The sequence below is a fragment of the Patescibacteria group bacterium genome (assembly GCA_028716045.1).
GTDB lineage: Bacteria > Patescibacteriota > Patescibacteriia > JAQUQO01 > JAQUQO01 > JAQUQO01.
On record JAQUQO010000001.1, the window covers coordinates 382,282 to 407,283 of the forward strand.

At 43.1% G+C, this 25,002-nt stretch carries 26 protein-coding genes and 1 tRNA gene; 5 read left to right on the forward strand and 22 right to left on the reverse strand.

Annotation, left to right across the window (positions count from 1 at the left end; translation table 11 throughout):
* Positions 1-20 precede the first annotated feature (20 nt).
* Entirely contained in the window at positions 21-1,370 is a 1,350-nt protein-coding gene (gene purB / locus PHG22_01945) for an adenylosuccinate lyase (GenBank protein ID MDD5490538.1), read from the reverse strand.
* A 167-nt stretch (positions 1,371-1,537) separates the two neighbouring features.
* On the opposite strand from purB, the gene dnaB reads away from it, so the two are divergent.
* From dnaB to recR, 3 genes are all read left to right on the forward strand, one after another.
* Complete coding sequence (gene dnaB, locus PHG22_01950) at positions 1,538-2,947, forward strand: replicative DNA helicase (protein ID MDD5490539.1); 1,410 nt, start codon at positions 1,538-1,540, stop codon at positions 2,945-2,947.
* Positions 2,948-4,639: 1,692 nt separating this feature from the next.
* Positions 4,640-4,927 carry a YbaB/EbfC family nucleoid-associated protein gene (locus tag PHG22_01955; protein MDD5490540.1) on the forward strand — a complete coding sequence of 96 codons (288 nt, stop codon included), beginning with the start codon at positions 4,640-4,642 and terminating at the stop codon, positions 4,925-4,927.
* A gap of 93 nt (positions 4,928-5,020) precedes the next feature.
* Positions 5,021-5,617 carry a recombination mediator RecR gene (gene recR / locus PHG22_01960; GenBank protein ID MDD5490541.1) on the forward strand — a complete coding sequence of 199 codons (597 nt, stop codon included), beginning with the start codon at positions 5,021-5,023 and terminating at the stop codon, positions 5,615-5,617.
* A gap of 98 nt (positions 5,618-5,715) precedes the next feature.
* Here the strand turns inward: recR and rplU are convergent, their stop codons facing one another.
* From rplU to tgt, 6 genes are all read right to left on the reverse strand, one after another.
* Positions 5,716-6,039 (reverse strand): 50S ribosomal protein L21, encoded by a 324-nt coding sequence (gene rplU / locus PHG22_01965; GenBank protein ID MDD5490542.1) that lies wholly within the window; start codon positions 6,037-6,039, stop codon positions 5,716-5,718.
* 39 nt (positions 6,040-6,078) lie between these two features.
* Entirely contained in the window at positions 6,079-6,534 is a 456-nt protein-coding gene (locus PHG22_01970; protein ID MDD5490543.1) for a DUF192 domain-containing protein, read from the reverse strand.
* Positions 6,531-7,613 carry an MraY family glycosyltransferase gene (locus tag PHG22_01975; GenBank protein ID MDD5490544.1) on the reverse strand — a complete coding sequence of 361 codons (1,083 nt, stop codon included), beginning with the start codon at positions 7,611-7,613 and terminating at the stop codon, positions 6,531-6,533. The genes PHG22_01970 and PHG22_01975 overlap by 4 nt, the downstream gene beginning before the upstream one ends.
* Positions 7,614-7,621: 8 nt before the next feature.
* Positions 7,622-8,731, reverse strand: coding sequence for a hypothetical protein (locus PHG22_01980; GenBank protein ID MDD5490545.1), 1,110 nt, complete (start codon positions 8,729-8,731; stop codon positions 7,622-7,624).
* Positions 8,732-9,327: 596 nt separating this feature from the next.
* Positions 9,328-9,540 carry a hypothetical protein gene (locus PHG22_01985; protein ID MDD5490546.1) on the reverse strand — a complete coding sequence of 71 codons (213 nt, stop codon included), beginning with the start codon at positions 9,538-9,540 and terminating at the stop codon, positions 9,328-9,330.
* Positions 9,541-9,563: 23 nt separating this feature from the next.
* On the reverse strand, positions 9,564-10,676 hold the full coding sequence (gene tgt / locus PHG22_01990) for a tRNA guanosine(34) transglycosylase Tgt (protein MDD5490547.1): 1,113 nt from the start codon (positions 10,674-10,676) through the stop codon (positions 9,564-9,566).
* A 141-nt stretch (positions 10,677-10,817) separates the two neighbouring features.
* On the opposite strand from tgt, the gene PHG22_01995 reads away from it, so the two are divergent.
* On the forward strand, positions 10,818-11,435 hold the full coding sequence (locus tag PHG22_01995; protein MDD5490548.1) for a CDP-alcohol phosphatidyltransferase family protein: 618 nt from the start codon (positions 10,818-10,820) through the stop codon (positions 11,433-11,435).
* 112 nt (positions 11,436-11,547) lie between these two features.
* On the opposite strand, the gene PHG22_02000 is transcribed toward PHG22_01995, so the two are convergent.
* From PHG22_02000 to mraZ, 3 genes are all read right to left on the reverse strand, one after another.
* Positions 11,548-11,895, reverse strand: a complete 348-nt coding sequence (locus PHG22_02000; protein ID MDD5490549.1) for a septum formation initiator family protein — start codon at positions 11,893-11,895, stop codon at positions 11,548-11,550.
* Between the two features lie 15 nt (positions 11,896-11,910).
* Complete coding sequence (gene rsmH / locus PHG22_02005; protein ID MDD5490550.1) at positions 11,911-12,849, reverse strand: 16S rRNA (cytosine(1402)-N(4))-methyltransferase RsmH; 939 nt, start codon at positions 12,847-12,849, stop codon at positions 11,911-11,913.
* A gap of 222 nt (positions 12,850-13,071) precedes the next feature.
* Entirely contained in the window at positions 13,072-13,503 is a 432-nt protein-coding gene (gene mraZ, locus PHG22_02010; GenBank protein ID MDD5490551.1) for a division/cell wall cluster transcriptional repressor MraZ, read from the reverse strand.
* A 263-nt stretch (positions 13,504-13,766) separates the two neighbouring features.
* Here mraZ and PHG22_02015 point away from each other — a divergent pair, with 263 nt between their 5' ends.
* Positions 13,767-14,216, forward strand: coding sequence for a hypothetical protein (locus PHG22_02015; protein ID MDD5490552.1), 450 nt, complete (start codon positions 13,767-13,769; stop codon positions 14,214-14,216).
* A 68-nt stretch (positions 14,217-14,284) separates the two neighbouring features.
* Here the strand turns inward: PHG22_02015 and PHG22_02020 are convergent, their stop codons facing one another.
* The 12 genes from PHG22_02020 to PHG22_02075 all read right to left on the reverse strand — a co-directional run bounded on the left by PHG22_02020 (position 14,285) and on the right by PHG22_02075 (position 25,001).
* Entirely contained in the window at positions 14,285-14,692 is a 408-nt protein-coding gene (locus tag PHG22_02020) for a hypothetical protein (GenBank protein MDD5490553.1), read from the reverse strand.
* 181 nt (positions 14,693-14,873) lie between these two features.
* On the reverse strand, positions 14,874-15,155 hold the full coding sequence (locus PHG22_02025; GenBank protein ID MDD5490554.1) for an HU family DNA-binding protein: 282 nt from the start codon (positions 15,153-15,155) through the stop codon (positions 14,874-14,876).
* Positions 15,156-15,367: 212 nt separating this feature from the next.
* Positions 15,368-16,156, reverse strand: a complete 789-nt coding sequence (locus PHG22_02030) for a hypothetical protein (protein MDD5490555.1) — start codon at positions 16,154-16,156, stop codon at positions 15,368-15,370.
* 109 nt (positions 16,157-16,265) lie between these two features.
* Entirely contained in the window at positions 16,266-17,465 is a 1,200-nt protein-coding gene (locus PHG22_02035; protein ID MDD5490556.1) for a serine hydrolase, read from the reverse strand.
* Positions 17,466-17,508: 43 nt separating this feature from the next.
* The gene (locus PHG22_02040; protein MDD5490557.1) at positions 17,509-17,868 is read right to left on the reverse strand and encodes a hypothetical protein; all 360 of its coding nucleotides are present in this window, start codon (positions 17,866-17,868) and stop codon (positions 17,509-17,511) included.
* 63 nt (positions 17,869-17,931) lie between these two features.
* Positions 17,932-18,837 (reverse strand): Gmad2 immunoglobulin-like domain-containing protein, encoded by a 906-nt coding sequence (locus PHG22_02045; GenBank protein ID MDD5490558.1) that lies wholly within the window; start codon positions 18,835-18,837, stop codon positions 17,932-17,934.
* 201 nt (positions 18,838-19,038) lie between these two features.
* The gene (locus PHG22_02050) at positions 19,039-19,326 is read right to left on the reverse strand and encodes a hypothetical protein (protein ID MDD5490559.1); all 288 of its coding nucleotides are present in this window, start codon (positions 19,324-19,326) and stop codon (positions 19,039-19,041) included.
* A gap of 72 nt (positions 19,327-19,398) precedes the next feature.
* Positions 19,399-19,472: transfer RNA gene (locus tag PHG22_02055), tRNA-Gln, on the reverse strand.
* A gap of 61 nt (positions 19,473-19,533) precedes the next feature.
* Positions 19,534-21,138 (reverse strand): DNA polymerase III subunit gamma/tau, encoded by a 1,605-nt coding sequence (dnaX, locus tag PHG22_02060; GenBank protein MDD5490560.1) that lies wholly within the window; start codon positions 21,136-21,138, stop codon positions 19,534-19,536.
* Positions 21,139-21,292: 154 nt separating this feature from the next.
* Complete coding sequence (locus PHG22_02065) at positions 21,293-21,904, reverse strand: hypothetical protein (protein MDD5490561.1); 612 nt, start codon at positions 21,902-21,904, stop codon at positions 21,293-21,295.
* 36 nt (positions 21,905-21,940) lie between these two features.
* A complete protein-coding gene (locus PHG22_02070; GenBank protein MDD5490562.1) occupies positions 21,941-24,502 on the reverse strand; it encodes a type IV secretion system DNA-binding domain-containing protein in 2,562 nt (853 codons plus the stop codon).
* Position 24,503: 1 nt separating this feature from the next.
* The gene (locus PHG22_02075) at positions 24,504-25,001 is read right to left on the reverse strand and encodes a hypothetical protein (GenBank protein ID MDD5490563.1); all 498 of its coding nucleotides are present in this window, start codon (positions 24,999-25,001) and stop codon (positions 24,504-24,506) included.
* Position 25,002: the final 1 nt, after the last annotated feature.

The window sequence follows — 25,002 nt, forward strand, 5'->3', positions numbered from 1 at the left end:
GTCTCCTCTTTTAGAAATCACTAAGGAGAGGGAAGAACAAAGCGAGCGAAAATGTCGTCAACGTGTTTAACGGCATTTTTGAGATTAAAACAATCTTCAATCTCTTGCTCCGTCAAAAATTCTCTGACCCGTTCATTTTCTTTAGCAAGGTCGCGGAGATGTTTGCCCTGTTCCGTCTTCTCTGGCTCAAAAGCCGCGAAAGCCAAGTCCTGAACGAGTTTATAGGCCTCTTGGCGGGGCATGCCCTTGTCTTCAAGGGCAGTGCGCAACCAACGGCTAAAAACGGCACCGTTAGTCAACTCAATATTTTTGAGCATCCGTTCGGGATAAACTAAGAGTTTTTCCATCACCCCGCAAAACCGCTCCAGCTGAAAATGGGTAAGGAGAAAAATGTCCGGTATATTTACTCTTTCCACGATGGAATTAGAAAGGTCCCGTTCATGCCAGGTGGCTTGGGATTCCAGAAGAGCAAAAACATAACCTCGCACCATCCTTGCCGCGCCGGAAACATTCTCGTCCATAATCGGATTACGTTTATGCGGCATAGCCGAACTGCCCTTTTGTTCTCCCTTTTTGAAAAATTCCTGCACTTCGCAAGTTTCCGTACGCTGGAGATTACGGATTTCGATGGAGAATCTTTCCAACTCTCCCATCAAAATCGCGATTACGGAAAAATAATGGGAAAACATATCGCGCGGCAGAATCTGCGTTGAATGTAACGCCGGAGATAGACCAAGTTTTTGACAGGCCTTAAGTTCCACTTCCGGCGGCAAAGAATACATACCCACCGCTCCGGAAATTTTACCCATAGATAGTTGTTTGAGGGCCTCGTTTAAATTATCTTGAATTCTCTCTAAACTATCCCTCCAACCAAGCAACTTCCAACCGAAAGTGATTGGCTCCGCATGAACACCATGTGTGCGGCCGATTTGATAAGAATATTTGTGCTCTTCGGCTCTGGCTATTATAATATCTATCAACTTTCCTAAGGACTTGTCTATAAGGAAGTGTGCTTCGCAGATACGCAAGATATTAGCCGTATCCTGTAAGTCATAAGAAGTCAAATCCTGCGCATAAACCGCCGCTTCGGCCGAGGTCAGCTCGGCTCTCTTGATAAGATGGTCTAAAAAAGCATTAACATCGTGCCGCGTCACTTTTTCTATCTCGTCAATCTGCCGTGCATCTTCTTCGGTAAGCATTAAATGGATGAGTTTGAAAAAAGCTGATTGTATAGGGGGAGGGGTAGAAGAGATTATTACCGAATCCATTCTTGCCCCAAGCACGGAGCAAAGAACTTCAAGCATTTTTTGCCACTTATGTTCCTCCGACCAAATATCTACCATCTCTTTTTTTGCATACCTGTTTAACATCTTTCTTTTCCTTTCTTTATGTTTATTTCATTGTTAACGAACAAAACTAAATTAAACCAGCTTAACATTTGAGGTAATTTAAGTCAAGGTGAGCGTGGAAAAGCTGTGTATCCCCTCCTCTTGATTTATTTGATCCAAAATCGTAAGATAGAGAAACAATAAAAACTATGGCTGATAATTTAGCAAAATTACCACCCCAAAATTTAGAGGCCGAGCAATCCCTTCTAGGAGCGCTCCTGATAGACAGAGACGCGATTGTTAAAATTGCTGACATTGTCACGGCGGAAGATTTTTATAAAGAATCCCATCGCCTTATTTTTGAAACTATCGCCGACTTATTCTCCCGCCACGAACCGATTGATATTTTAAGCGTCGGCAGCCGGCTGGAAGAAAGAGGCCAACTGGAACAAATCGGCGGCCGAAGCTATGTCGCGGACCTCACCAACGCCGTCCCGACCTCGTCCCACGTCGTCCACTATGCCAACATCGTCAAGAAGAAAGCTACTCTGCGACGCATGCTTAGCGCCGCCAGTGAAATCGTGGAATCGGTTTATGAAGAGAACGAAGAAGACGTGGAAAAACTTCTGGACAAAGCGGAACAGAAACTTTTTAACGTTTCCCAAAAATATCTCAAACAAATTTTCATCCCGATAAAAAATGTCTTAATGGAGGCCTTTGAGCGCATTGATGAACTGCATAGAGACAAAGGCAAACTGCGCGGCATACCGACCGGCTTCAAAGAGCTGGATAATATTCTCGCCGGACTGCAAAAATCCGATTTAATCGTTCTGGCCGCCCGCCCGAGCGTGGGCAAAACCAGCTTGGCTTTGGATATCGCCCGCCAAGTGGCCGTGAAAGAAAAAATTCCCGTGGGAATTTTCAGCTTGGAAATGTCCAAAGAACAATTAGTGGATAGAATGCTCTGCGCCGAAGCCGGTATTGATTTATGGAAAATGCGCACCGGCAACCTGTCCACCGGACCCGATGACCAGGATTTCCCCCGCATCAACCATGCCATGGGCGCCCTTTCCGAGGCCCCGATTTTCATTGACGATTCAGCCACGGCCAACATTATGGAAATCCGCACCAAGGCGCGCCGTCTGCAAGCCGAGCATGGTTTAGGTTTAATTGTCGTGGATTATTTACAATTAATGGAATCGCGCAGCCGGATTGAAAACCGCGTGCAGGAAGTGGCGGAAATCACTCGTTCCCTCAAAGCCATCGCCCGCGAACTCAATATCCCGGTGCTCGCCCTTTCCCAGCTTTCCCGCGCCGTGGAAATGTCCCGGCCGGCCATACCGAAACTGGCGCACCTCCGCGAATCCGGTTCCATTGAGCAGGACGCCGATGTGGTAATGTTCATTTACCGCAAAGCCACGGATAGAAATTATAGCCTTGACGAAATTCCGCCGGAAGAAAAACATATTGCCGAAATTCATATTGCCAAACACCGCAACGGCCCTACCGGCTTGATTCGTTTATTTTTTGACCAAAACCGCGTGAGCTTTAAACCGCTGGACAAGCAAATGGGTCATTTTAGTCCTCCGCCGGAAGCAACAATTAACCCACAATTTTAAAAAAACTTCACAAATATAGACATCTAATCCCGAGTACTCGGGATTTTTTAACAAAATAAAGGGGGCAGAAACCTTTCTCTGCCCCCGAAAAGGTCGCGGCCGTGGCGTGGCGCTACTTTTCTCCGCAATTGCTCCCTCCCTCTTGCGAGGACTGAAGGAGACTTTCTTGAGAACTCTTCGTCGTGGTGTTCGCGACAGGACCTGCTGTTGAGTAATTCATTTTTCTTTACCTCCTTAATTCAGAGTTTCGCCTCTGCGCCCAAAACTACAACAGTGATTATAGAATAACACACAAACTCAAAAAAATAAAATTAGATACCCACAGATTAAACTATCTCGCTGGCGACACCACTATGGTTTTTTAACCAATCCCCAATTGTCATTCTGAACGAGGTCAGCGAAGCTGACCGAAATGAAGAATCTGAATTTAGATTCTTCTCCCGAGTTCTCGGGGTCAGAATGACACTCCGCGCGGGGAGGCCCAAAAAATTCCTAAAATTAAAAGCCCTCGGATATAAATTTTCCGAGGGGCTTGATACATATTTTGCGGCCTTCTTTTGGCCGCTGGTTGTTGGGCAGTTTATGAACGGCGGTCTTACCCTGGACCCCGCGCCGTTGTCGTCGGCTTATTCTCTAAAATTTGCGCTTTCGCGCATGCTCGGAGGTGCTCTCTTCATCTTTCTATCTCCTGCTTTTGGGGTTGTCGGTTAATAAACGCACACTATGTGCCGGATAAAACAAACAATCCAACCATTGTGGCATTCTTACCAATTTTGGTATTTTTACCAAATATATTGGCCGGGGTGTCAACCCGCTTTATTCTGAATGCGCTGACCAATCGATTTCTCCCGTTTTTGTTCGTATTGGTGACTTTGCCGTGTAGATGGTCGTATCCGTAAACTGGGCGATCACCTCACTCGGCGATTTTTTTTCGGCGATTTTTTCCACAAATTGGTTTCTTCCAACTTTCTGTCATTCTTTTGCTAAGTTAGCGACTACTGACATTTTACTGGCAGATTTATGCGCTGCTTAACAGGGGTGTCAACCCTACAAAGAATGCGGACCTCCTCTTACCTCCATTCTGGTTAAATCTTTACGCCAATATATAATTTTCAAACGTGGTTATATTATAACATAATGGCTAAAACCTGTCAAGAGTGTGGGGAAGGGAGATACTAATAACCGTCTAAAACCCAAGAAAAACAACAAAAAAACGAGAGTTAGTTAACTCTCGTAGGGCTCTGCTTCCCCAGGCTCATACCACATGGGATATACGCTCCCCGGCAGGCTTCCTTTTAGAAGGAAGGTGACCTCACAATGGGCCACTGACTCCTTACGTCACCATTTTATAGCAGGTGAACGCTAATTTTGTCTTTAAACTCTCCGCTAAAGAAATGGCATCTAAACCTCCTTTTCTCCTCGTAGTAGAGTTAACACTAATTTTTGCGCCGATTTACTAAATCCCATCCTACAGAAATGGCATTTTAAACCTCCTTAGCGCCTTTTTTCGTGTTAATAAATTATAAATCTCCTTAAAAGAGTTGATTATATTATAGTACATTTTACTAATTTTGTCAAGACCTGTCAGCCGCGACCCTATTAAAAAGGCTTGATTTAGCCAAAAGCGGGGCTATTCCAAATAATACTGAAATGTAATATAATAAATTCAATCTATAAATAATAAAACCCCATATGTTCAATAAGTTAAAACAATACAAAGAACTGCGTGACCAAGCTAAAAAAATACAAAACGGCTTAGCCGAAGAACACGTGACGCTGGAAAACCACGGCATCAATTTAACTATGAACGGCAATATGGAAGTGGAATTAATAAAATTAAATCCGGGATTAGACATAGAGTCGCAGGAAAAATATCTTCGCGAATTGTTAAATAACGCCACTAAAAAAGTCCAGCGTGTCATGGCTGAAAAAATGAAAAATATGGGCGGGCTGGGCAATTTTAATATTCCCGGAATGTAAATCACTGCCCCCCGATAAGAGGGATCGGGGGGTTAAGAAAGAAATCTTTTTTAAAACAACCCCCTTAATCCCCCTTATCATGGGGAAACAATTATGCGGTTTCCTAAAGTCATCCAAAATTTAATTGACCAATTCAATAAACTGCCCGGCATTGGACCCAAGACCTCCGAGCGGCTGGTTTTCTATCTGCTTAAACGCCCGAGGGAAGAACTGAAAGAATTTGCCGAAGCGCTGGAGAAAGTTTCCAACGCCACCACTGTTTGTTCAATATGCTATAACTTCACGGAAACCAACCCCTGTGAAATTTGCTCCGACAAAAAAAGAGATAAAAACATAATTTGCGTGGTGGCGGAAATCTTCGATTTGTTGGCCATAGAAAATACCGGAGAATATAACGGGCTGTATCACGTCCTGGGCGGAAATCTGAACCCGATTGAGGGCATCACACCGGACGAATTGACTATCAAACAACTGCTCGCGCGCCTATCTAAAAACGGATTCCGGGAAATAATTCTAGCTCTCAATCCTGACATTGAAGGCGAATCCACCACGCTTTATCTTTCTAAAATTTTAAAGCCCTACAAAATAAAAATCACCCGCTTGGCGCGGGGCCTGCCCATGGGCAGTAATCTGGAATACGCCGATGAAATTACTATTTCCAACGCGCTCAAGGGAAGGATGGAAATATAAAACGGCTGACGGCTGATGGACCGGCTCATGGCTTACGGACTACGGCTCATAGTGATAAAAAACAAAAAATTCTCCTTTTTTGGGAGAATTTTTTTATATTACTTACCAATCTTCTCAATTTTTATTTTGGTAAAATACTGCCTGTGACCGGCGTGCCGGCGGTAACGGGCCTTGCTTTTAAACTTTATCACCGCAATTTTTCTGTTTCTGCCCTGCTCCAAAATTGACGCTTCAACTTTGGCGCCTTTAATTTCCGGCATTCCGAGGTCAACGGATTTCCCCGCCTCATCAGCCAAAAGCAAAACTTTATCAAAAATAATCTTGCCGCCCTTGTCTCCGGCAATTTTTTCTATTTTAAGAGTATTGCCCTCTTGAACTTTGTATTGCTTGCCGCCAGTTTTAATAACCGCGATATTAGCCATATCTAAAATTATTTATAAAAAATATACATCTATATTAACTTAATCAATTTTTTTTGTCAACACCTCAAATTTACCCCCTCTTTTAACACCCTCCTCCCCTGCCAATCCTCCCCTAATCTCCAAAACATAATCAACCGGCTGGGGTGGATAATATAGGGCCGTTTCGTCAAGATGGCTAACATTATGTTCAATACCTATAATTTCACCACCAGCAATCCAGATTATATCAATATCAAACTTCATGCCCTTCATCCAAAATGGCAATGTGGAGCCATTTTTAAAAATAAACAACATGCCCTCGCCCTCCCCTATTTCTTCGCGTCCGGAAAGTCCCCTGGATATTTCGGCAGTGGAATCCGCTAACTCCGCTTCAATAACTAATTTGCCTTGGTCTAAAGAAATCCGCGCTTTGGCCGTTGATGTTGCCCATAAAACAATAACTATCGCCCCAAAACATAAAAATAAAATAGCCACCAAAATTATCACTTTTTTCATAGACCCGCGCTTGATTTTGATTTTCTAACCGCTAAAATCGCCAAAACCAACATCACTAAAACTAAAATTGCCAAAGCCCAAAGCTTGCTCCGGCTCTGCAAGAACAGGGCGCCGGCGCCGAAAGAAACTGATAAAAAATATAAAAATAAAACCGCGCCGCGATGTGAGAACCCCAAATTTAGCAGACGAAAATGTAGATGCTTAGCATCTCCCCGAAACGGCGATTTTTTTTCCACAAAAATCCTTCTTAAAATCACCCACAGCACATCCAAAACCGGAATGCCGACGACAAGAAGCGTGGTGGCGACTTTACTGCCGGAAATAATACCAAGAGCGCCAAGCATAAAACCGCAAAATAGACTTCCGCCCTCGCCCAAAAATATTTTAGCGGGATGCCAATTAAAAATTAAAAAACCCGCGCAGACGGCGGCTAAAATCAAAGCCAACGCCGCCACCTCCGGCTGGTACCACCGAGTCAGCAAACTCAAACCGGCGATAATCAAAGCGCCAATAATGGTAATGCCGGAAACCAATCCGTCCAATCCGTCCAAAAATTTTGTGGTATACATCATCCCCATCAGCCATAAAAAAGTGAAAACATCAGCCAATAAAGTAAATTTATACGCTATTCCATTGTGCCAAAATAAAATCCATTCATAGGTAGTAAAATCCAAAAGTCCGCCAAAGGGATTATTGATATAATGTATGCCAATACCCGAAACAATCACAATAATTACCGCGGCCATCGGAAAAATAATCTGAAACTTCGGCGCTAAATTATATTTGTCATCTAAAAAACCGCCAATCATTAAAACAAGCCCGCCAAAAAATAAACCGGCTAAATTTTTGACTACTAACTGCTTATCCAAAATCATTTCCGGGTTTATAAAATAAATCACCGCCAAAACAATAAAAAAAGACAAAAAAAGAGCCAGACCGCCAAAAAGCGGGGTCGGCTCCTGATGGATTTTCCTACCGCCGGTGGGCTGGTCAAGAACATTAAAACGCAAAGCCAGACGGCGGATAAAAAAAGTAAGAACAATACTTATGACAAAAGAAAAAACCGTTAACCACAACATAAGGAGCATTATTTTTCGCAAGTTGGATTAAGAAAACCTGAACACTCGTATCCAGCCGGGCATTGATAGTCCTCGGCGCAAGAATCCCCGGGTGATAATTTAGAATAACATTTGTTTATTGTATATCCTAAAAGAGTGTCAAGATTGCACCACTGCCCGGTTCCGCAATCATTTTGGCTGGAACAGCCCTCCCCTTGTTTTCTGCAATTATACCCCGCCCCCTCCTGCCGGCAAGTAAACCCCGGCGCGCATTTTTGGGAATTATTGCATGGAGCGCCGTCCATGCCATTTGAGCAAAGCCCACTCTCGCAAATTTTGCTTTCGCACTCCGAAGCATTGGAACAATCACTACCCGCCGACCGGCCAGTAGAACCCTCACAAGAACCTATCCCCTTTTTAGGGTTAGCTTCCTCGTCACATTTAAATCCTTTCTGACAGTCGGCGTCGGTTAGGCAGGAAGACCCCTTGTCCCCGCCGCTGCAAAGGCCAGTGCCTCCCCCGCCGGCATTTTCAATACATTTTTGTCCTCGGGGGCAAGAATCCGAAATTTTAAGGTCACATGTTTGCTCCGCTTTGGACGGGCAAACTATTTCCGTTTCTCCTGACAAACATTCATTCACTCTCGCGACATAGTCATTTCTATCTCCGCTAGCATTAACACCGGAGACGGGTTTACAGCAAATAGTTTTGGCTTTTTCTACTTCTGTAATCGTTCTGATTTCCGGCACTTTCAATTTTGTCAGATTGGGATTCACTGTATTTAAAATAAACCATGAGCCAAATACTAAAAATAGTCCTATCAACGCGCTGGCTATGTATTCTTTGGCATTCTTCACTCTATCCGGACTGCCGCCGGCCGTCAGCCAAATCACTCCGCCGACGACTATCATCACAACTGCCACGATGCCGACTATGGAAAGGGCGTAATTATAAATAACGTTGATGTAATCGGCAATATCAATTGACGCAATCATCGTGTCTTCATCATAACTCATCCCGGGAATGGGCACGGAAATTTTAACCTGCGGTTTCTCCGCGGCCAAAACAAAACCCGTGAGCAAAATTTGAAGTGCGAAAATAATGACGATGATAGATAAAATTCTTTTAGAAAAAAGCATAGGGCTAAATTATAGATAAACTACTGCTTACCGAATTTTGGCGTTAAAAAAGAATCCTTACTTTCTGTTTTTATTTATTGTCATTCCGAGCGGAACGAATGAGCGATAGCGAATGAGTGCAGTCGAGGAATCCCTTATACGCGGTTAAACGGATTGAACAAAATTTTAGCTTCTCCGAAGTTTAAGCGATTTCCTTCGGCAAGCTCAGGAGAGGCCCTCCACTTCGGTCGGAATGACAAAATATAAACAATACTCACAATTCTTACACTTTATTTTAGCATATTTTAGGGAAAATAAAAAACCGCGTTGCGTTGGCAATTTGTCTTTGCGAGGCGTCCCGAGAATTCGGGACGACGAAGCAATCTGATCCGAGTGGTTATTCTGAATAAAGCAAAATCTACGGTTGTCGTCCTCGGCCTGCTAAACGTGGTCAAAATGGCACTAATCTCGCACCAGATTACTTCGCTCATCCCGCCGTGGCGGGATTCGCTCGCAAAGACAATATGATATTATCGGTATTTAGAATTTAGTTATTAAAAAACCGCCCTGATATTAAATCAAAGCGGTTTAAAATGATTTTCTTGCTAAATTTTCAATCAGGACTCCTCCAAAATTTCCTCGTTTTCCTCCGCGGTGGCGTTGTATCCCTGTAAAGCATAGGGAATGAGTGTGTTACTTCTGTATAAAAGACGGACGCAAACCTGCCTAGTCCTCACTCTTTCCCTCTGCAACATTTTAGGTAATTGAAACTGCTGGTAAAGTATTAACCCCACGCCCAAAATGATTAAAAAACCACAAACGTAAAGCATTTTTCTTCCTCCTATATCTAATTTTAAAATTTGCCATTTTTTATATTTAACCTGATTTTCTCCATCAAGTCAAGATAAAACTTAACATTATGCATGGTCGCAAGGCGATACCCCAGCATTTCGTTGGTCTTAAATAAATGATTCAAATAAGCGCGGCTAAAATTTTGGCAAGTATAACAACCGCATTTTTTATCTACTGGCGAAAAATCTTTTTTGAATTTTTCATTGGTTATCTGAATCGTTTTGTAAAAATTTTTTCCCAGGCCATCTTTCTCCCAAATAAAAAGCATGCCATGTCGGGCATTGCGGGTCGGAATCACGCAATCAAACATATCAATCCCCCGCTTTACTGCTTCTATAATTTCCTCCGGCTTGCCCACGCCCATGAGATAGTGGGGCTTGTTATCCGGCAATTCCGGCACCAAATAATCCAAAACTTTGTACATTTCTTTTCTCGGTTCACCCACCGCCAACCCCCCTACGGCGTAACCGTCTAAATTGAGCCGGCCAAGCTGCCGCGCGCTGGCCAACCGCAAATCCCTATAAATACTGCCCTGAACTATGCCAAATAATTGCTGGCTGGGGTTAATTTCAATTCTCCTCTGATTGTTTTTCAAAAATTTTTTGCACCGCTCTGCCCAGCGAGTCGTCATCTCCATTGATTTCCGGGCATAATCATAGCCGCAAGGATAAGGCGCGCATTCATCTAAAACCATTATGATATCACTGCCGAGCTTCATTTGTATTTCTATGGATTTTTCCGGAGTAAGCAGGTGTTCACTGCCGTCAATGTGTGAACGGAATTTCACGCCTTTATCGGAAATTTTGCGCATCTTGGCCAGCGAAAAAACCTGGTAGCCGCCGCTATCGGTTAAAATCGGCCTCGGCCAATTCATAAATTTATGCAGCCCTTTAGCTTTTTTTATAATTTCCATCCCCGGCCGGAGATACAAATGATAAGTATTGGATAACAAAATCTCCGCGCCCAGATTTTTCATATCTAAAGAGTCCAAAGTTTTCACCGTTCCCTTGGTGGCAATGGGCATAAAGAAAGGGGTTGGAATAACTCCGTGTTGAGTTTTAATTTCGCCTAAGCGGGCTTTAGATTTTTTTGATTTTTTGTTTATCTTAAACATCTTGGTCTATTCGGCGGCGCTTTGCCCCGCCCTTTGAACAAACCCCAGTATTTATATTGGGAAGTCGGGGGTTGACTATAAAAATTATTTCTATTATAATACCCGAAATTGCGTTCTTTGTCAATTTAAAAAGGAGGAAAAATGGTCACAAAAAAATTTAGTGATTATCTTACGGAGAGAGACAAGCTCTGGCAAGAATGGATGAAAAAACACTGGCCCTGCCCCAGATATTTTACCGCTAACTTACTCACGATTGCCCGCTTCCCACTACTTATCCCCATTATTGTTTTTATCCAAATGGGCAAAGAGTATTGGGCCCTGGCAATATTCTTTATCGCCTGCGGCGGAATCCTGGATATACTTGACGGTCCGGTAGCCAGAACGTTTAAGCAGGAAAGTGAGCTGGGAAAATTTTTAGACCCCCTAGCGGACAAACTCGTCATTCTCTTGCCGCTCTGGACTGCTGCTTTTCACAAAGAGGGGCTGGAAAGTTTGATTATTCTTATGGCGCTTACCGTTATTGAATCGCTTTTGATACTGAAAAGGATTCTTACTAAACTCGGCTGGGAAATCGGCTCACCGGAAATTAAAGCACGGCTTTCTGGAAAAATTAAATCTTATATCCAGTTTTTCGGAATCGGCGCTTATCTCATCGGACACGGAGTCAACTACGGCTGGCTCGTCCAATCCGGAATAGCTCTAATTGTTATCTCCACTTTGCTGGCCGCTATCAGCTTAAAAGACCATTTTGATTTTTAATTTCTTAAAACCCCGCTTAACGGGGTTTTTATTTTAAAAAAAATAATTTCTCTCGCGACAAGCTTAGAGAGAAATTATTTTCAGGACTGCCAATTTAACTTTTGTTTTTGTTTTATTTATAGGCAACCGCTGTGCTCCCGGGAATAAGATAATCCACCTTGGAAACGGCCACCATATTTAATCCCTTAATTTTTTCCGCCAAATAACTATGCGATTGTAATTCCGCTATTTTTAATTCCAGATTTTTATTATCATCTTTCAGGGTTTCTATCCTTTTTTCTAAATCCTTAATTTCAAAACCTTTGGCCGCCACGCTGTTTATCTGAACTAAATATAAAAGTCCGGCTGCGACAATAAGAACCAAAATAATTACATTAAAATTAAGACCATTTATCCTTTTCCAAAAAGACCGTCGGCGCAACTCGTATTTAATTTTTTTGAGTCTTAAAAAACAGGTCATGTTTTTGTTTTATTTTTATATTTTTACCGCCACCCGCAGCTTGGCGCTGCGTGACGCCGGATTAATTTTGAGCTCCCGTTCGCCCGGTTGAACGGCTTTTTTGGTTAATATTGTTAATGATGGCTTGTGGCCGCAGACACAGCGGGGAAATCTCGGCGGACAAATACATCCCCGCGCCGACTCTTTTAAAAAATTTTTCACTATTCTATCTTCCAGCGAATGGAAGGAAATAACCGCCACCCGTCCGCCCGGCGCTAAAAGTTCCAAAACGTCAGGCAAAACTTTTTTCAAATTATCAAGCTCGCCATTAACTTCTATCCGCAATGCCTGGAATGTTCTGGTGGCAAAATGGGTTTTATTGTGTAGATATCTGGGTGGGACCGACTGTTCTATAATTTTCACGAGCTCTGCGGTTGTGGTTATCCTTTTCTTCGCCCTTTCCCGAACTAAACTGCGGGCGATGCTTTTCGCGAACCGTTCCTCTCCATATTCGCGCAAAATCCGCGCTAATTCCTGCTCGCTGTAATTATTTACAATGTCCTCGGCCTTGAGTTCGCTTCGCTTGTCAAAACGCATGTCCAACGGACCAGCGCTTAAAAAAGAGAAGCCACGCTCCGGATCGTCGAGCTCACCTCGTGATAAGCCCAAGTCAAGTAATAAGCCGTCAAATTTAGAAAATCTGTTAGCATAAACGATATTTTTTAAGTTGGCAAAATTATCCCTGACTAAAATTATTCTGTTTTTGAATGGCTGAAGGCGGGTGGCCGCTTTTTTAAGCGCCCGCTCGTCTAAATCAATCCCGAGGAGTTTTCCCGCCGGCGAGGTTTTTTCTAAAATCGCTTCGCTGTGTCCCCCGTCGCCCAAAGTGCCGTCAATAAAATTTTCGTTCGGCTGAGGATTTAAATATCTAAGAACTTCCTCCTTGAGAACTGAATAATGAAATTGGCCTGCCATAGTAAATTTTCGGGGAACAAATTATTTTGTATATTATCAAAACGAAAATGTGTATAGATAGGAAAGAGGCAGAGTGAATCCGCCTCTTTCCTATAGGACATATCTAAACTTTCCTCTTCCGCTGTCCGGTTAAATTTTTTGGTTTTTGATGATTTTGTTTTTATTTTAATCATCCAATACTTAACCGTCCAGCTTCGGGAAAAAATTTACAAATGTAAGGAGCTACACTTCGGCCTGGCCTAATTTTTCGGCAATCTCGCCTATGGATTTTTCGGTCTTCTCTTTATATGAATTCCATTTTCCTTCGTCCCAAATTTCCAAATGGTCATAGAGGCCGGTCACTATCACTTTTTTATTAAGCCCCGCGTATTTTCTCAAATACTCCGGCAAAACGATTCTCCCCTGCTTATCAATCTCCACGTCCATGGCTCCGGAAAGGCGGAGACGGGCGTAAGCTCTGTTATTCGCCTGATTGATAGAAAGTTTGGAAATATTTTCCGCCTCTTTTTGCCACTCCTCCAAAGTATGAATAAATAAACAATCGTCTAAACCTTTGGAAATCACCGCCCCCTTAGTTAAATCTGCCCTAAACTTGATTGGGACGGCCAAACGGCCTTTTTCGTCTATGTTATGTGAATATTCTCCGATAAACATATTTGTTGATATTTTGATGGACTTATCCACAGAATTTCTATCTTATCCCCACTTTTATCCACCTAATACCATTATACACCATTTTAAACCATTTGGCAACCATCAAATGTGGGGATAACTCCACCGAGAAAATGTGCTCCGCGCTGGGTGTTTTACGGCTTTTATCGCTTGACATTATTTTGGGCTTATGTTAAAGTGCAACGTTCCCTATATTTGGGACCTTGAAAATAAAAATATCACTACCTTGGGAGGTTTTAATGTTGATGACAAAAGAAACAAAGGATTATAAAGAAAAAGAATCGCCAAGTATTGAGAAGCTTCTCAAACGGATAAGAACAGAAGATACTTTGATGAGCGCCTTTCTTGTCCGCCGGAATCATAAGGAAGATTTGAAGAGATTATTGAAAGATTTGCCGAGTGAAGAATTTTCAAAAAGTTGCGGTGACCCGAGTTTAAAAACGCCGCTCTTAACTAAAATAAAACACTATGTATTCGGCAGTGAAACTGCGCTGAAAATAGCGCAAGCGCTAAACAAAATTGATGCCAATTATAAAAAACTGGAAACGGAGTTGAAAAAATTTCAAAAGACGGACAGGCGAGTCTATTTTTATGTCCTTTCAACGGAAAACGGCGAGGTCTTTAGGGTTTTTGATGAAATTACAGACGAAGCGAACAAAGAAATACGGGCCGCAAAAAAGAAAAAATTTTTCTGAAAAATTCAAGGCAAAACAAAAGAGCCGTTTAACAAACGGCTCTTTTTAAATATCTTGTCTAATTGCCTTTACGCTTCCGGATTTAACGTATCCAATTCCGGGGTAATGCTTTTATTAAATACTTCTTCCCACTCATTACTTTTCTTGCCACGAAGTTCCCCTACCGTCTTCTCAATCATTTCGCCCCTCATCTTACTAATAAAAGAAATATTTTTAAAACTTAAATTTCTTCCCAAATAACTATCAACCATCTTTTCCGCCCAAGCATGTAATTCTATTTCCTCCGCGGAAGCCTCTTTTCTTTCTAACTCTCCTGCCGTGGCTTTTCCAAAGGCTTTTTCAATTTCTAAATCCAAATCCTTTTCAGCGCGGTGGCGTTCTATCTCTCCCGCTTTGGCAGAATTAATAGCATTCACAACCTCTTCCCCTGAAGGAAGTTCTTCTTTTTTCCCGAAAAGTTTTCTAAAAATATCCATATTATTTTTCCTCTCTTCCCGCCAGCTGGCGGATTATTTATCTTGATTTACAAATATAATTATAACATATTTTAGCGATTTTGTCAATACCCAACTATAATTTTAAAAAATCAATAAAATTGTTGCCTAAAAACAAAAACCCTGACTAAATCAGGGTTTTTGAAAAAGCTTGAAAAACTAATTAGAGGACGGCTTCTTTGGCGGCCTTGGCTACGCGAAATTTCACAACGGTCTTGGCGGGAATAGTGATGGTGGCGCCAGTGGCCGGATTGCGGCCCTGTCTCTCTTTGCGGTTAACCTTCACCAATTTGCCGATTCCCGGAACAACAAACTGCCCGCTTTTCTTGACTTCGCTGTAAGCCAGCTCGGTCATCTTCTCAAGAACCGTGCCAACATCCTTCTTGCTTACGCCGGCTTTCTCGGCCAACGCCTGCAAGATTTGGCTCTTTGTCATTTTTGACATAGATTTCCTCTTAATTTTTAATTATTTTTAGTTAATTTGGCTAAAATTAGCAATTTTTACAATTTTCTTAGAAAATTTACACCCCCATTTCTAAAACCCCTTTATTTATTGGCTTATTATAGCACAGTTAAAAAGTGCTGTCTAAACTGCGCAAGTGGATAAATAAAAAACCCGAACTTATAAAGTTCGGGTGTAATTTTCGGCTCTTGGAATTAAAGCCCGTCCATATCGTCGTGATTCTCTTTATAAACAGAATGGACCAGTTGCGCAAGGTTAACTTCCGCACCCTCTTCTATCATTTCTTTATGCAGAAAGTTAACTATATCAACCGCCGGACCAGTCGGAGAAGACACTTTCAGGACGGCTTCCTGCAGAGCGTTTTTGCCGTATCTGTTGATAACATTCAGAGCCGCTCCCCTTTCTCTTAAATGTTTTACATATCCGAAATCGGATATTGAGACCGCTTTCATAAGAGGAGTGTTGCCTTCATCGTCCTCCACCTCCAACGACATTTCCCGCTTTATCATTTCTTCTACCACATATTCAAAAATTTGATTTTTCTGAGCAGTGGCGGGGACGGTAATGGCAATATGGAGCGGCGCTGCTTTTTCGCCAACCAGCTTAACAAGGGCGGCTCTTTTTTGGCAAAAGAATGTTACCATCTTTAAAATACCACCCTCAATCGCGACCGGAAGGGCTCTCTCGCCGCTCTTAGTAAGATGATTCAGGCTCCTATCATCAAAGGCGACGAAAAGCTTTTCTGCCATTTCAAGATACCCTTTAGCCGCGCAGATGATATAACACTCACTCCGCTCGTCCGGGGTTACATTGACAAGGACCCCCTTTTGAATAAAGTAATCAACAATATCACGGGCGTCGAGTCGCACGGCCTCCTTGAATTCCTCTGCCCTAACCGTTACCTCTGTCTCACCCTCTAGGTAGTATTTAATAAGTTTCAGGTTGCGATTACGAATAGCCGCCATTAAAATTTCATTTTCCATTCTTTTCTCTCCCTTACTATTTGATTGTCAAAAAATCCACTGCTGGCAATTTAACAGATTATTAAAAATCTGTCAAGACCCGTCGGTCGCGATTGACGGGTCAAGTTCCTTATTTTAACGCCAGAAGTTTTTTAATAATATCATCTCTTTGCTTCATGCTTAGAGCGTGTAAAACCACAATTATTTCCTTGCCCTTTTTCAGCGCCACATTTCTCTGCGCTTCCACTAAAAATCCGGTTTTAACTCCGTCAGGGTTAAAGCCGAGCAAACTGTAATTCCTGTTATTCACCTTAATGCTCCGCGAGGGAGTATTTATGACATACTCGGTGGATTTGGAAGTATCGGCTATTTCAGGAAAGGCAAAAGCGGTTTTGGCCAAAAGCGCCATCTCCTTGGGCGTACTGACATTATGAGAATCAAGGCCGGTCATATCAAAAAATTTTGTCTTTTTAAGCCCAAAGCTCTCGGCTTTAGCGTTCATTAAATACACGAACTCCTCGCGCGGCAGGCCGGCGCTATCTGCCAGAGCCACCGCCGCCTGATTGGACGAGGCCACCAGCATGGCCACCCACAAATCGCGGAAGCTTACCCTGTCCCCTTCCTGCAAATCAACTTCGCTGGTCGCGTCCTCCCCGACTTTATCTTTGGGATAATTCAACGCGGCGGCGGTAATTATCACTTCCTTATTCCAATCCAGATTTAAGTCCAACAGCACTAAAGCGGTCATTAATTTTGTGAGCGAAGCCAGCGGCAAAATTTTATCAATATTACTGCCTTCCGCTTCGCTCTCATCCGTAAGTTTGGCGTAAGCCACGGAATTAAAAGTATAATCCGAGGTTATTTGGTCGCGATTCATCGGAATCTTCGCCAAATCTTTATTGGCAATCCCTTTGCCGAAACGGCGCATAATGGCAAAAGCTGACTGGCCGTCTTTCAGATAATATCGCAAGCCGTCCGCGGGATTAACATACCAGGCCTCGCCGCGGCTTTCCACTTGAATTAAAATTTTACCTTTAACTCGCTCTACCAACTTTTTGTCCATTGTCTCTCCGGCTTTCTCGGGAATCTTCTCCAAATCTTTATTGGTGATACCCAACCCCAGCCGCCGCATCGCTTCGTAAGCGGCTGCGCCGTCTTTCAGATAATATCTCTCGCCGCTGGCGGGATTGACATACCAGGCCCGGCCATAGCTTTCTACCTGCAGTAAAATTCGGCCGGCAAAAATTTGGCTCAAATCCTTTTTTTCGGCCGCCCAAACAAAACTTGGGCAGAAAAGAAAAATTAAAAATAATAATAGCGCCTTTTTCATAGCGCTATTATTATACCAAAAAATTGTCGTTTCCGAAAGAAAATTAAAATTTGAACTTGCTCGCGAGTTTACCAATCAACGGTAACTCTTTCTCTTTGCCGCCGGCCGCGTTTATCACTCCGATAATGAAAAGCGCCAATAGGCCAAGATGAAAAATCCAATAAATCTTCCACCAGACGTAAAAAGGCAGAACGGCGCTGATTACCCAAACAACCAAACAGGACAAAAAGAGCAACAAACCTTGCTTGACGTGAAACTTCACAAATGGGTCGTTCTTGGCGTCGGTCAAAAGCGGAATAAAGAAAAGAATGTAGGCGACAATTGCCATAGCCGTATTCTGCTTTTTGCCCGGCGCGGGGGGCGGATTTGTTTCCGGCTGATTTTGTTTCATCGGCTCTTCCATAAATTGTTATTTATTTTTTAAAATAGTTTCTTTATTCGTATTTAAAAAATTATATTTGATTTATTACGGTTGGAGAGCATCTTCTACCCGTCCGTTAACGGAAATAATCACTTCTTTGACTGTCGGAAATTGTTTGAGGGTTTCGGTAATTTGCGAGCGGATAGCCACCACACGACAGGAACCGCCGACTTGATATTCTAATTGTTCATCAAACTCCGCCGTAGCCACGCCGTCTTTTATCGTCAAATTTTTCACCTTAACGCCGGAATTGATGTTAGAAAGATACCCCGCTGATTTTTCCGCTTCCGTCGGGCCTTTTAACAATTCTTCCAGCGCCGCCCGGCCGATGGCCTCGGTTCTGGGAATTTCCCGCTCCACGCTGAAAACTTTGGAGCAATCCAAAACCTCCGGGTCCAGCTTTTGATTGCCAAAAAATAATTTCATTTTAGACGTTTCCGATTTTTGAATCACTACCGGAATTTCAATTTTCTTCTCATTCTCCGGCAAACCCGAGGGATTATCATTCATTAATACCAAAGTACCGTTCTCTGATTTTAACGCCGTAAAAATCAAACTCCCCTTAAATGGCACCATTTTCTCCGTCATCCACTCTCCCTCCGCCTCTACGCTCCCGCGGGCGATTTCCTCGCCGGCGTCATCTAAAAGTCGCGCCGGAAATGAGGCCTCAAAAAACCAACTGCCGCGCGCCCGGCCGCTGATTTCCAAAGGACTTTTGATTCCCGCTCCCCGCGCCGGACTTTCCACCACGATTTCCTCGGATAAAACTGAATTCTCTTTTTTCTCCTCGCCGCAGCCCGACTCCGGCATAGCCGCTGACGGCTGGCCGTGTTTTATCCATTCGCCGTTCACGCAAATCCAAGAATCCTCGCCGGTAAAAATTCTTGCGCCGGCTATGGCTATTAAACCGACTGCTAAAATAATCAAAATAACTACGATAATTTTTTTCATATAATTCAATAATTATTTAATCCTTTTGTTTAAATATACCATAACCGGGTAAAATTAAAAGGAGCGCGCATTACGACGAATTTCTAGTAACGCCAAAACCGGCAGCTTAAGCTGCCGGTTTTTTATATTAAAGAGTTGAATATTTTTGTGTTTATAAAAAAGCTCCCACAAATGTGGGAGCTTAGAAAGCTCCGCTATCCTTTACCCTTTTCTTATTATTTTTCGAAACGTTTCCATTCTATCAACCTCAAAAATATTTGTGTAAGCCATGTCTATCAAAGAGCAAAGGTTCATTAGCTTCATAATTTCCCGATCGGTCAATCGCTCCGCTGACCTCACTATTTCCAGCTTTAGATCGGCATAGCGAAAAAGCCATTTTTTGGAATACTGAGATTTCTTACCACTTTTCCGACCCAAGGAGAGTTCTTTTGCAAGTTCTACAATGGAACTTTGCAATTCTCTGAATTCTTTCTTTCCCCTATCGCTCATCTTTCTCACCACCTTTCTGATTTTGTTGAAGAATGTAAATATAGTAGCACTCGTGGAGCCATTTTGTCAATTTGGCTCCGGGGCTTGGATTCGAACCAAGATAACATGCTCCAGAGGCATGTGTCCTACCATTAGACGATCCCGGACCGCGCCCGCAACGCCTCGCAAGCTCGGCTTGCGATGGCGGGCGGAAAAATAAAAACAAAATTATTCTATCACTTTCCCGCCGAATTCTTCAAGTATCTCACTGACTATCCCCTCCTGCGCCGTTTTTTCATCTTCCCCCGCCCTAAACCCCACATCGGCAACTATCGGCGTGATAATAATCTCTTCACCAAAAACTTCTTGTAAAGTTTCCTCTATAATCGTCTTAATTTTGACTTCACCGGCTTTTTCTTGATGCAGTTTGTATTGAAAGCCGATACGCAGCTTATCTTCGTCAAAATCCAAGGGCTGGCTAAGTTTCATAATAAACGGCAGAGAATGATTCTTGGCGCTGATTTTTTCCAAAAATTCCGGCCAGCGGGATTTTATTTCTTCCGCGGTTATTTTTATTTTTTTCTTTCTCTTCACTTCTTTTTTCGCTTCAGCTTTTCCTTCTGCCGGCTCCTGTCGCATACCCTTCTCCTCCGCTTTAACAGAAGATTGACTGGCAACCGCCACGGATTCAATCCTTCCGGAGATTACATTTTCGTTGCTATTTAGTTTTTTTTTACTCTTGCCTGCGCTAATTTCAAAAATGGCTAACTCTAAAGGCAGTTGAACGATATCCGCATTTTTCAAAAGCGGAATTTTCTCCATAAAGACATTAATCATATTCAAAAGGTCAACTACCTCAACGTAAGCGAGCAGATGCTTTATTTCTTTTTCGGTTTTTTCTTCAAAACCCTCGGCAAATTGCGCCAAGTCATTGCTAATTTTCACCAAAAGCATCTTGCGCAAAAATTCCACCGCGTCCTTGATAAACTGATTAAAATCCACCCCTTCATTTATAAGACGATTAACAAGTTCCAGCGCCTCTTTAGTCTTATCTAGAATCAAATATCCGACCAGCTCCGCCACCAGATTAAATTCCGAACGCGGAATCACGAGTTCGGCCGCGTCCTTAGTTATCTTTTTTTCTCCCAGGGAAAAAATCTGCCCAAGCAAGCTCTCGGCGTCGCGCAAACAGCCATCGCTATGGCGGGCGATATTTTCCAAAACTGCGTCTTCAATATCAATTTTTTCTTTCTGGGAAATCATTCTTAAACGCCCGACTAACTCGGCAGCGCCGATTTTTTTAAAATCAAAACGCTGGCAACGAGAAACAATAGTCAGGGGAATTTTGTGAACTTCAGTTGTGGCTAAAATAAAGATCACTCGGGCCGGCGGTTCTTCCAAAGTTTTAAGAAGAGCGTTAAAAGATGCCGTGGAAAGCATGTGCACCTCATCAATAATAAAAACTTTATACTTGAGGCGCGACGGCGAAACGCGGGCGTTTTGGATAACGTTTTCACGGACATTATCAACCTGCGTATGCGTGGCCGCATCCATTTCAACAATATCCAGCGCGCGACCCTCGGTAATCTCGCGGCAAGCGGCGCACTCGTTGCAGGGCTCGGACTCCCCTTCTTGACGGCGCTCGCAATTAACGGCCTTGGCAAAAATACGCGCCATGGTGGTTTTGCCCACCCCGCGCGGTCCGGTAAATAAATAAGCGTGGGTGATATCGCCCGTTTCTATTTCGTGCTGCAAAGTAATCTTAATGTGGTTTTGATTAATAACGTCGGAAAAACTCTGCGGCCTGTATTTTCGGTAAAGTGTTTGAGACATAGTTATATCTTAGTATAAATATATTAACTTATTATCTAAATAATATCAAGTAAATCGAAGAAATAGCTTATAACCTGAAACTTATAACTCCTAACTTAAAACGGCCTCTCGGCCGTTTTTTATGTTATAAATTTGAGATACAAGTTATAAGTCTTTATTTCTTTATCACATTCTCCACCGCCGCCCAGGCGCTGCTCTTGTCTTTGGGAACAAGAATCACCACATCATCTCCTTTTTCACCCTTAAAATACGACACGCTGGCTTTAAGAAGTTTGTATTTTCTATCTTCCACAATGGCAGAAAATTCTCCGGTATCGTCGTTCTCGAAAAGTTGACCCACCAGCCGTTCCCTTTCCACCGGACCGATTTGTTTATAGATGAAGGTGCCGCGCGCGGTGATGGTGAGTTTTAAAATATCTCCTTCAACTAATTTTGATTTGGAAGCATAATTCGCCGGCACGCTATATTGCTTGCCGTCGGGACCTATCATGTTCTGACCGTCAAAAACCCCCTCTACCGTCATCCCCGTTTCTTTTTCCGCTGGCTTAATCAGGGTTTCGCCGCGGGTATCCAAACTCATCGGCAAATCCCCGCCCTTTTCTTCTAATAAGTCCAAAATCTGGCAAACAGAGCTTTTAATGTTTTCCAGCCGGCTTTTTATTTTAATCACTTCCGCGCTCGTCAAGGCCTCTTTTTCTTTGTTTTTATTTTCCTCTTCCTCGGCTTCCGTGTCACCAAGGTCTTCTTCTATAATTTTGCTTTTCATATTTTTATTTTTTAATTTTCTTTTATTTTGGAAACTTTATTCTCCCTCTCGCGTTTTTTTCTGTACCACCCTCGTCCTCTCCAAAACCTCCATCTCCACCACTTTGCGGCTGCGCCCATATTTGAGACGCGACAACTCTCTGATATTTTTTGCTAATTCCGCGTCCGCCCGCGCAATCTCATCAAGCGAAATCGTCGCCATATTGAACGGCGGCGGATTGGCGTTATCAATCAAAAGCTTAGCGTAGGCGTTATATTTAGGGATATTTAAAAAATCGCGAACGGAAAAAATCGGTGCGAACTCTTTGACCATATGTTCGGCGTCTTCCACACCGATACGGAAACAAACCTTAGTGCCGACATTGCCGAAAATGGCATCACGGATTCTCGTATCATTATTTTTGACCAACTGACTGATGTATTGATGGCCGATGGTCAGACAGAGGCGATATTTGCGCGCTTCGGAAAGAATAACATTAACACTTTCCGTGAGAAAATTTTGAAACTCGTCAATGTAGAGATAAAAATCCTTTCTCTCTTCTTCGGGTATGTCCGCCCTACCCAAAGACGCCATGAGAATTTTCCCGATGATAATCATGCCGAGCAGATTAGCGTTGATTTCTCCGATCTTTCCCTTAGCCAGATTGACCAAAATAATTTTACGGGAATCCATGGCCTCGCGGAAATTAAAAGCGCTTTTCTGCTGGGCGATAATCAACCTTACGAGATCATTGGCGATGAAGGGCGTGAGCTTGGAAGTGATGTAAGGAACCATATTGGCCAGCGACGCTTCTCCACCAGCTTTCTGCGCTTCTTTCTCCCAAAAATCTTTCACCACCGGCGTGCGGCATTTGGAAAGTTTAAATTTTCTGAATTCTTCGTCAGCTAAAACTTTCGGCACTTCCAAAAGCGTGGAGCCGGACTCGGGGTCATCCATAATCAACATCAGGGCGTTGCGCATATATTGCTCAAACATCGGTCCGCCGGTAGCTTTAAGGTCGTACAACTTTTCAAAAATAGCTAAAAGCTCATTGATGACAAAAATTTTCTGGTCTTCCGAATAATATTCAAGGATATTCATGGCCAGCGGCCGCTCAAAATCCGACGGGTCAAAAATAATCACGTCTTCCGCGCGTTCTCTGGGGATACGCTCTAAAATATGTTCAATGGCATCGCCGTGCGGGTCAATAAAACAAACGCCCTCACCGTTTTTAATATCCCGCACCGCCAGACCTTCCTGAAACCACGACTTGCCCGTACCCGTCATACCAATAACATAAAGATGCCGGCGGCGATCCTCTCTTTTTATTCTTACTTCTGTTTTCACCCCGCGATAAGTATTGACTCCTAAAAGCAGACCCTCGCGAGGAATATTATTGGGCGCCGGCGCGCTGCGAGAAAGAAGCCAGGCGATGCGCGGCGTTTCCATGGTCGGCAGAGGAAAATGGTAAATACTCGCCATCTCCTCGGTATTTAAAATAATTTTTTTATTTTCATTAAAATGGCGATAAATGAATTCTTTGATAATTTTTTTCAAACTAGATGGCGCGCTCTGCCGAAAACCATTGCCGTATTGATAAATATTATACTGATTAAAAGAATTGACGATATTGTCCAAAATTATTTTGCCGGCCTCGCGGCTCTTAGCCGAAGCCATTACGCGGATATTCACTTCCATCCCCGCTTTACTGCTCTTCTCTTCCAGACCCTTGACCATTTCCTCTTCCAAAGGAGAAAGGCGATAAGGTTCGTTCTGTTTTGGCGGAAGACCGGGTTTAGAAGCCGCCCCGCTGGAAGCCGCCGCTTTGAATGTTTTGCCCAACTCGCCCCAAGCGCTTTTCTTTTCCACGGCCGAGAGTTTTTTACCCTGCTGCATGGCCGTGGCAATATGCACGCCTTCCTTACGCCACTCTACCCCCGCCGGGCGAAGAACAATCTGAATCGCCGCGCCGCTTTCTTCGTCTATTTTCGACAAAGAGTTGGTTAAAGTATTAAGCGGGTCGGATTCAAGTTTGCGATAAGTTTTAATGGGAAAAGCATTTTTACGCGTCAAAGTAAGATAGGTGCCAAGAATGACGCCTTGCGGAGAAAAAATATTATAATCCTCAACTTCTTCTATCACCGAGTCGGGATACTGCGCCTGTATCTGCTGTTCCAAATAATCGCGCAAATAAAGCGGGCAGGCGACGTAAAAATAAATAAGTCCGCGCCAAACGACAATCTCCAGGGCAATTTGGTCTTGCCGGCCGAAAAACCAGGTTTTCCAACCTTTTTCCCTGCGCAACCCGCCGATGCCACTGAAAAACGTCTCGGCCACGGCAATCATCTCCTGAATTTTCTGCAATCCCGCCTGTTCTTTTTTTTCTTCCCCGCCTAAATCTTTGGGCATTCTTACCGCCAGCACCACTTTTTTAAATCCATAAATTGTCTGACCTTTCTGCCGCAAAAAATTTCTAATCCAAAAGATGATAAAAAATAAGACAAAAAAACCAAGAAGCGCCAAAAGAAGAAAATCCAAAACAGACACCGCTTCTCCGGTTTCTAGGGTGAGTTCGCTACCGCCCAAATTAATAGTCGTTTGCCAAAAACTTAAAAGCATTTTATTTTCTTTGGCTTAAATCTAAAATTTTGTCGGCCTTGATTTTAGCCTCCTGTTCCAGAAAAAATTGATTGACTCCCGGAATAATCTTCAGCCATTTTTTTATAAGATTCAAAATTTTATGCGCATTAATTCTGACTGCTTTAATCATTTTTTCTATCCTGCTAGCCGTCTCCTCCCCGCGCTCTTTAAACTGTTTTCGCTTTTCCGGGGGCAAGCTAAAATAAACCTCGTCCAAATCCTCGGAGAGTATGTTTTCTATTTCCAAAAACGTCGGACTTTTGTAAGGAGTCGTCGGAGTTACCGGCGCACCACTCGGAATTTCCACTTTTCCCTCTCTTTTCTCGCCCTCCTCTTCCTTTTCTTGCGGTAAAAATTCTGGGGCTTTCTCGGGCGCGTTTTCTTTGACAACTTCTTTTTTGGGAAACTCCTCGGATTTTATTTCTTTTGAAAAATTCGCTTCTCCGGTTTCTATTTTTTTACTGTCATCTTCTGGCATA

What these genes read in the sequence shown, in the direction of transcription:
- purB (MDD5490538.1), bottom strand. Translation starts at nt 1,370, where the DNA reads ATGTTAAACAGGTATGCAAAAAAAGAGATGGTAGATATTTGGTCGGAG.
- dnaB (MDD5490539.1), top strand. Translation starts at nt 1,538, where the DNA reads ATGGCTGATAATTTAGCAAAATTACCACCCCAAAATTTAGAGGCCGAG.
- PHG22_01955 (MDD5490540.1), top strand. Translation starts at nt 4,640, where the DNA reads ATGTTCAATAAGTTAAAACAATACAAAGAACTGCGTGACCAAGCTAAA.
- recR (MDD5490541.1), top strand. Translation starts at nt 5,021, where the DNA reads ATGCGGTTTCCTAAAGTCATCCAAAATTTAATTGACCAATTCAATAAA.
- rplU (MDD5490542.1), bottom strand. Translation starts at nt 6,039, where the DNA reads ATGGCTAATATCGCGGTTATTAAAACTGGCGGCAAGCAATACAAAGTT.
- PHG22_01970 (MDD5490543.1), bottom strand. Translation starts at nt 6,534, where the DNA reads ATGAAAAAAGTGATAATTTTGGTGGCTATTTTATTTTTATGTTTTGGG.
- PHG22_01975 (MDD5490544.1), bottom strand. Translation starts at nt 7,613, where the DNA reads ATGTTGTGGTTAACGGTTTTTTCTTTTGTCATAAGTATTGTTCTTACT.
- PHG22_01980 (MDD5490545.1), bottom strand. Translation starts at nt 8,731, where the DNA reads ATGCTTTTTTCTAAAAGAATTTTATCTATCATCGTCATTATTTTCGCA.
- PHG22_01985 (MDD5490546.1), bottom strand. Translation starts at nt 9,540, where the DNA reads ATGCTTTACGTTTGTGGTTTTTTAATCATTTTGGGCGTGGGGTTAATA.
- tgt (MDD5490547.1), bottom strand. Translation starts at nt 10,676, where the DNA reads ATGTTTAAGATAAACAAAAAATCAAAAAAATCTAAAGCCCGCTTAGGC.
- PHG22_01995 (MDD5490548.1), top strand. Translation starts at nt 10,818, where the DNA reads ATGGTCACAAAAAAATTTAGTGATTATCTTACGGAGAGAGACAAGCTC.
- PHG22_02000 (MDD5490549.1), bottom strand. Translation starts at nt 11,895, where the DNA reads ATGACCTGTTTTTTAAGACTCAAAAAAATTAAATACGAGTTGCGCCGA.
- rsmH (MDD5490550.1), bottom strand. Translation starts at nt 12,849, where the DNA reads ATGGCAGGCCAATTTCATTATTCAGTTCTCAAGGAGGAAGTTCTTAGA.
- mraZ (MDD5490551.1), bottom strand. Translation starts at nt 13,503, where the DNA reads ATGTTTATCGGAGAATATTCACATAACATAGACGAAAAAGGCCGTTTG.
- PHG22_02015 (MDD5490552.1), top strand. Translation starts at nt 13,767, where the DNA reads ATGACAAAAGAAACAAAGGATTATAAAGAAAAAGAATCGCCAAGTATT.
- PHG22_02020 (MDD5490553.1), bottom strand. Translation starts at nt 14,692, where the DNA reads ATGGATATTTTTAGAAAACTTTTCGGGAAAAAAGAAGAACTTCCTTCA.
- PHG22_02025 (MDD5490554.1), bottom strand. Translation starts at nt 15,155, where the DNA reads ATGTCAAAAATGACAAAGAGCCAAATCTTGCAGGCGTTGGCCGAGAAA.
- PHG22_02030 (MDD5490555.1), bottom strand. Translation starts at nt 16,156, where the DNA reads ATGGAAAATGAAATTTTAATGGCGGCTATTCGTAATCGCAACCTGAAA.
- PHG22_02035 (MDD5490556.1), bottom strand. Translation starts at nt 17,465, where the DNA reads ATGAAAAAGGCGCTATTATTATTTTTAATTTTTCTTTTCTGCCCAAGT.
- PHG22_02040 (MDD5490557.1), bottom strand. Translation starts at nt 17,868, where the DNA reads ATGGAAGAGCCGATGAAACAAAATCAGCCGGAAACAAATCCGCCCCCC.
- PHG22_02045 (MDD5490558.1), bottom strand. Translation starts at nt 18,837, where the DNA reads ATGAAAAAAATTATCGTAGTTATTTTGATTATTTTAGCAGTCGGTTTA.
- PHG22_02050 (MDD5490559.1), bottom strand. Translation starts at nt 19,326, where the DNA reads ATGAGCGATAGGGGAAAGAAAGAATTCAGAGAATTGCAAAGTTCCATT.
- dnaX (MDD5490560.1), bottom strand. Translation starts at nt 21,138, where the DNA reads ATGTCTCAAACACTTTACCGAAAATACAGGCCGCAGAGTTTTTCCGAC.
- PHG22_02065 (MDD5490561.1), bottom strand. Translation starts at nt 21,904, where the DNA reads ATGAAAAGCAAAATTATAGAAGAAGACCTTGGTGACACGGAAGCCGAG.
- PHG22_02070 (MDD5490562.1), bottom strand. Translation starts at nt 24,502, where the DNA reads ATGCTTTTAAGTTTTTGGCAAACGACTATTAATTTGGGCGGTAGCGAA.
- PHG22_02075 (MDD5490563.1), bottom strand. Translation starts at nt 25,001, where the DNA reads ATGCCAGAAGATGACAGTAAAAAAATAGAAACCGGAGAAGCGAATTTT.